This window comes from Brasilonema bromeliae SPC951 (assembly GCF_012912135.1).
GTDB classification, from domain to species: Bacteria; Cyanobacteriota; Cyanobacteriia; order Cyanobacteriales; family Nostocaceae; genus Brasilonema; species Brasilonema bromeliae.
The window spans coordinates 1-6,422 of the sequence record NZ_QMEB01000307.1 but is presented as its reverse complement, the minus strand read 5'-3'; the positions used below and the strand labels follow the sequence as shown (position 1 = coordinate 6,422).

5 protein-coding genes are annotated in these 6,422 nt (G+C 41.2%); all 5 read left to right on the top strand.

The genetic code is table 11. The annotated features are described in order from the left end of the window. Positions 1–1,412 (top strand): ATP-binding protein (locus DP116_RS26210; RefSeq protein WP_169157939.1); only part of this gene is annotated, 1,412 nt, incomplete at its 5' end. 117 nt (positions 1,413–1,529) lie between these two features. Beyond that, positions 1,530–2,069: a DUF192 domain-containing protein gene (locus tag DP116_RS26205; RefSeq protein ID WP_169157938.1), complete on the top strand. Its 540-nt coding sequence runs from the start codon at positions 1,530–1,532 to the stop codon at positions 2,067–2,069. Positions 2,070–2,423: 354 nt separating this feature from the next. Beyond that, entirely contained in the window at positions 2,424–3,038 is a 615-nt protein-coding gene (locus DP116_RS26200) for a hypothetical protein (protein ID WP_169157937.1), read from the top strand. Positions 3,039–3,102: 64 nt separating this feature from the next. Next, positions 3,103–3,456, top strand: a complete 354-nt coding sequence (locus DP116_RS26195; RefSeq protein ID WP_169157936.1) for a hypothetical protein — start codon at positions 3,103–3,105, stop codon at positions 3,454–3,456. Positions 3,457–3,574: 118 nt separating this feature from the next. Further along, a partial coding sequence (locus tag DP116_RS26190; RefSeq protein WP_169157935.1) for a putative type IV secretion/conjugal transfer ATPase occupies positions 3,575–6,422 on the top strand: 2,848 nt, incomplete at its 3' end.

Genomic DNA, 6,422 nt, shown 5'->3' with positions numbered 1-6,422 from the left:
TTCCTAAACCAAGACAAAATAAAGAAGATTATTTTCATATCCTCAATTTTTGGAAAGAATATCAAGAAAATGGGATACTAATTATCGAGAATATATATCCCTGGATTCAGGAAAATAGCCCAAAAAAAACTGAAGATTTACTGGTGTCAGAGTGGATGAAATATTCACTACTCAACCTGAAACTTTATAACCAAAATACTGGGAAAGTTGCCCTACTCCTAGGAGCAACTGCTGATATTAGTAGCGATATCTCCGCCGAGATTCCTATCTGGAAACAAGATTTACCTGATGTTAGCGAAATCATCAACTCTCTCACTCAAACCAGCCTCCTACCCCCAGAATATACAGACACAGACTATCTCACAGTAGCGAACGCTGGGATGGGGTTATACATATCTGATATTGTAAACCTACTCAAGGAGGTTAGAAAAACTACCGATTTCAATAACTCCGAATTCGTAGCACAATCTCTGCTCAAACAAAAAATCCAACTGCTCAACCGCCTCTACGATATTGAGTTTCTACCTCCACCCAAAGTCCAACTAGGTGGGTTAGAACTCATGCAAGAGTCATTTAAAAAATTCAAGCGCCTCCTCACCCCTCGCGCCAAACAATATAATCTCAAAGTGCCCAAAGGTATCATGTTAGTGGGACCACCAGGAACAGGTAAATCTCACTCCGCCAAAGCCTGTTCCCAAAACATGGGTATTCCCCTCATCATGGTAGATTGGGGGAACTTCCGCAGTTTCGGGAACCAAGCTGAAATTAAGCTTGAACGCCTGCTAAAACTCGCTGATAAATTGTCACAAATAATACTTTATTTTGATGATTTTGATAAAGCTTTTGCCGGAGATGATGACCTAGCGAAACGCCTAGCTGGTAAGCTTTTGACCTGGATGCAAGAAAGACAGTCTGATGTATTAGTTATTGCTTCAGTCAACCGAATGGAGTGGCTACCACCCGAACTCACCCGCGCCGGACGGTTTGACTACCTCTTCAAGGTAGACCTACCCAACAACGGGGAAAGATATACTATCTTCAAACTGCACGCTGCCCGATTTGACGAACGCTTCCGCAATGGTGGCGATCCTTGGGACGAAGAACAGTGGCGCAGACTTCTTAAAGCCACCAATAGGTGTGTGGGTGCTGAAATTCAGACAATTGTAGAACGTGCTGCTAGCACCATATTCTGTCAGACAGTAATAGAAGATACTTACTCACAAAGCAAACTCCCGCCTCTAGAATTAACAATTGAAGCACTACTCGAAGAACGCCGCCAAATTAACCCGCTTGCTATCCGGGAAGCAGATAGAGTCGAGTCAATGCGTAATAAAGCAGACCAACAAGCTTTACCTAGTAGCCCTCTTGATGAAAGTAAGTTTGCTGTTGGAAACATTAATATTTTCAGCTAGGAAACGTCAGGAATAAGTTTCAAGTTTCATCATCTAAAGCAAGCATACCAAAAAGATTTAAACAGTTCATAATGTTTGCAATTTGTAACCACTTTACCATTTTATTCATCTAAAATTATGGAAGTCACAAGACCAACCACTCAAAGGGGAATTCAAGCTAAGCAAGCACAAACTTCACCAAAAAGCTTATTCTTCAAAATTCTCAATGTCGTTGGACCAATTGCCGGTTTCATTGCTGCCCTCTCACCTTTACCACTCTACTTTTGGAATCATCAACCCCAGTATCTACCTATTGGTGCAACCTTTACTAGTAATAACCAAACTATCAAACTAGAGGTAGCTAGAGTTGCCCAAGAACTATCCAAAGGACTCAAATTCCGCAAGTCAATACCGAACAACCACGGGATGCTATTTGTTATCAACAAATCAGAACCAATTAGCTTGTGGATGAAGGATACTTACATTCCCCTAGATATGATATTTCTTAAAAGTGGAGAAATTAAACATATCGTCAGGAATGTACCACCCTGTACAACTCAGGAATGTCCTAAATACAATTCAGTGTACCCTGTAAACCAAGTCATCGAATTACCCGCAGGTAGTGTAGATTTTCTAAGGTTAAATAATGGAGAATTTCTCAAAATCAATCTGAAATAGCCTCAACTCCTAATCAAACAACACATTAGCCAAAATCAAGCATAAAATCCCTAAAAATCCTTGTTTTTAGGGATTTTACTTTGCTTAAAGATAGTGTTGAGATACATTTTTAGTTTTGTCAATTCAACTAGATTTTAAATTAACTTCAACACTGTATAGGCAAAGATAACATCAAAACTTAAACAATTAATCGGATGTATCAAAATTCATTCCACTTATAGAATAAACGTATAAGCCACAAGGCTTTCAAGAGTTTTAACCAATACCGATTCTCCGTTGAACTTTGCCCAAAAGAGTATCTCCCCGACAAGTTCTCTCAAAAATTAGCTCTCATAAATCGATAATTACACTCACATGAGAACAAACTACGACCCCGATTACAATAAGGACTATACATCCTACGAACAAGAATACGGATATCTTGTTTCAGCGAGACGCCGCCGCACTTGGAAAGAAAATGGCACAATCGCCGGTTTGATGGCTGTTGGTACCGGATTGATGATTGTGGATCTTTCAATCCACAACATGGTTATGGCATCACTCGCATTCGCTACTGCCATCGTCGCATTAATGCCCAAAGAAGCAAACAGCCTGCTTTCTAACTTTGAGAAACGGCAGCACAAGTACGGTATCAATATTTACACAATCATGTTTTGCTTGGTAGGTGCGGTATTCCTGCTGGATATGTCAGTTGCACCAGCCAGCGCGCAATTCATGAACAGCGCTGAAAAATTCTTCACAAATGAAAAGTACTTCCCTGGTATTGATAAAAAAATAACTGGCTTTATCTTCGCAGTACTGCGAGGTCTGTTCCTGATTTATCTTGCTATCGGTCTTATCCGAGTCGTCCAAGCAGCCAGAAATGACGAAGATTGGCAGACCATTGCCCGTACTCCAATTATTATTGCCATCACTGTAGTAGTTGGCGATATCCTAGCTGGATTAGTAGTCGGTACTGGCGGCGGCTAAACACAAAAGAGCACCATAATCAACCCTCTAGGAGTGATACAAATTACTCCTATTCTCATTAAATATGCTTAGAGATAGAGAATTCCGTACCGTCAACCGAGTCTTAGGTGACCAACCGCGCCTCGGTCCATTTCCCGCCGACCAAATTGTTCCTTGGAGTGCGATCGCACTGATCATGTATTTCGTAGTTCAAGGATTTCTTCAAGCAGGATGGCTAGCAACAGGAATATCAATTACCTGGGGATGGGCAACTTGGTGGACAGTCACATCAAATAAAGCCTTCTTAGGTAAGTTTGTCGGTACTCCCCGCATCACTCGTGGATATAAGCCCTTTGTTTCACTGCTTAATCCACGCCAAAGCGAACCAAGGAAAAAACCCGCTCCTAAGCGCAAACGCAATTCAAACAGTAAACAGTAAACAGTGAACAGTGAACAGTGAACAAGGGGACACGACACTGGTAACTGATAACTGATAACTGCTAACTGATAACTGATAACCTTCTCCTTTTAAGAATTAACACAGATATCATACCGCCATGACTTCGACTAAATCAACCAAGCCGAAAGATAAACTTGGCAGACAATCCCTCGAAACCGAACAATTAGGAGTAGTAAAAGGTCTTACCCCGTTTGAAGATATTACCCATCTAGCAGGGATTGCAAGTATCTCACTTGGTGGTCGTAAAAATATTGGTGCGCTCATTCTCAAGAAGAAGGAAAATATCCAAATCAGATTTTGCTTTGATATCCAAGGTATTCACCCATCCCTAAGTTCTGAACAAATCCTACCTATATTTGAAAATATTGAGGGCGGACTCAAAGAATTACCCGAACGCGAAACCTTAACAATCCACATTGGCTCATTTACCAATGATACCTTCCGGCAACAAGAATTAAAGAAAATCGAAAAAGAATGCGACCTCCAACAGCTAACACTACTTATTAGGTCAGAACGCCTGCGAGCACGCGAACTCACTCAAGCAGGGGTACGTAAAAATAAGTTCCTCCGCTTTTGGTGTACCTATACCGTACTCGCAGCTGAAAATAGCAAAAGCAACGACCCCATCGAGAAAACAATTAAACAACTGCAAACTTACTGGCAAGGATTTACTGGAGAAATTCACAAGCTTCGTCACCAGAGAATCGAAACCATTCTGCAGAATAGCTTCACCTCTGGATTCCAAATGTGGGAGCAAATTATCTCCAACACAATGGGATTAAGCGCAAAAGTACTTACAGCAGGTGATATTTGGGAAGTTATCTGGAATCAATTCAACCGTAGTGAAGTACCACCCATTCCCAACCCACTCATCCTCGATGAAGCAGGGCTTAGGGAAGAACAAACTAGCGATTTTCATATCAAACACCTAGTTCTGGAAAACGAACAATCAGTTCCCTTTCTCGACCGTAGTTGGGTTAAGCTTCAAGATAAGTATATCGGTGTCTTGCAATTTAGCGAGAAACCTCAAGGGTGGGTAGATGAATACGACCAACTACGATACCTCTGGAGAGTACTTTCTAAAGAAAAAATCTCCGACACCGAAATTATCTGCCAGCTATCCAAAGCAAATCAAGGGCTAGCAAAAACAGTTTTACAACGCATAACTAAACAGTCAATTACATCTAGCGCCATGTCTGCCGATAAAGGTTCCATTGATGTCAAGGCAAACATGAACATTGAAGAAGCTGTACGGGCACAAGAAACTATCCTTAGAGGTTCTATCCCCATCCACACAGCAGTTGTCTTTTGTATCCATCGTCACAGTCGTCATCAACTAGATGAAGCTTGCAGGTATCTTTCTAGTTGCTTCCTACGACCAGCGGTAGTTGAGAGAGAAGTAGAATACGCATGGAAAACTTGGCTGCAAACAGTACCTATTATTTGGGAGAATTTACTAACAAAGCCATTTAACCGCCGCCTTCCATATTTCTCTTGTGAAGTACCAGGAATCACACCCTTAGTACGCACCGCCACAGGTGATAAAAATGGGTTTGAACTCATTGCCGAAGAGGGAGGAACACCCGTACATCTCGACTTATACAACCAACATAAAAACTTAGCTGTGTTTGGTACTACCAGGGCTGGGAAATCTGTACTAGTGGCAGGATTATTAACACAAGCCCTGGCGCAAGGTATCCCCGTTATCGCCCTGGACTATCCCAAGCCTGATGGGAGTTCCACATTTACCGATTATACCAAATTCATGGGAACAGAAGGGGCGTATTTTGATATTAGCAAAGAATCAAACAATTTATTTGAATTACCCGATTTGAGGGGGTATGAACCTGAAGTTATTAAGGAGCGCATGACTGATTTCAAGGATTTTTTGAAATCAACACTCCTGACAATGGTACTAGGGACAAACCCGATAGGAGTCAGTCCCACAATGATATCAAATATCGAGAGTATTATTACAATTGCAATTGAAACATTCTTTAATGATGATGATATTAAACTTCGGTATAAATTTGCCCTAGAAAATGGAGTAGGAACAACCGAGTGGGCAGATATACCAACTCTTAAAGATTTTTATAATTACTGCTCACCGGGATTTATTAAGCTTGATTCAATTGCTAATAATAGTAAGGAAATACTTGATGCATTAGACCACATTAGGTTACGATTAAATTTCTGGTTAAATTCACGAGTTGGTCAATCAATTGCCAACCCATCTAGCTTTAGAACTGATGCGAGACTACTCGTATTTGCACTGCGTTCGCTTTCTTCAGAAGCAGATGCAGCAGTCCTCGCACTCAGCGCTTATGCAGCTGCCTTGCGTCGTGCCTTATCATCTAAAGCAAGTATCTTCTTCCTTGACGAAGCACCGATTCTCTTTTCTTTCGAGTCAATTGCCGAACTCATTGGAAGACTCTGTGCCAACGGTGCAAAAGCTGGTATACGTGTTATTTTATCAGCGCAAGAGCCAGAAAGTATATTTCAAAGTAAATCTGCTGACAAAATATTCGCGAACATTACTACACGGTTGATAGGGAGAATTCAAACATCAGCAGTAGACCCGTTTGTTAACCGATTCAAATACCCATCAGAAATTATCTCACGCAATAGTACCGAAGCTTTTTTCCCGAAGCGAGAAAGTATTTACTCGCAGTGGTTACTTGATGATAATGGCAAACTGACTTTCTGTCGTTATTATCCTGCTTATTGCTTACTTGCAGCAGTAGCAAACAATCCAAACGAGCAAGAACTACGGACTCTATTCCTCAACAAATATGCCAAGAATCCAATGCTTGGAATGGTGAGGTTTTCTGAGGCTTACGTACAAATGATTCGTGGAGATGAGTTAAGCCAAGAAGCTAAACAACTACTGGAAATACTGGATAACAATAACGGCACGCAATTAAAGCTAGTACAAACTATAGAAG

Coding starts and splice junctions, on each gene's coding strand:
- DP116_RS26205 (WP_169157938.1), top strand. CDS start 1,530: ATGGAAGTCACAAGACCAACCACTCAAAGGGGAATTCAAGCTAAGCAA.
- DP116_RS26200 (WP_169157937.1), top strand. CDS start 2,424: ATGAGAACAAACTACGACCCCGATTACAATAAGGACTATACATCCTAC.
- DP116_RS26195 (WP_169157936.1), top strand. CDS start 3,103: ATGCTTAGAGATAGAGAATTCCGTACCGTCAACCGAGTCTTAGGTGAC.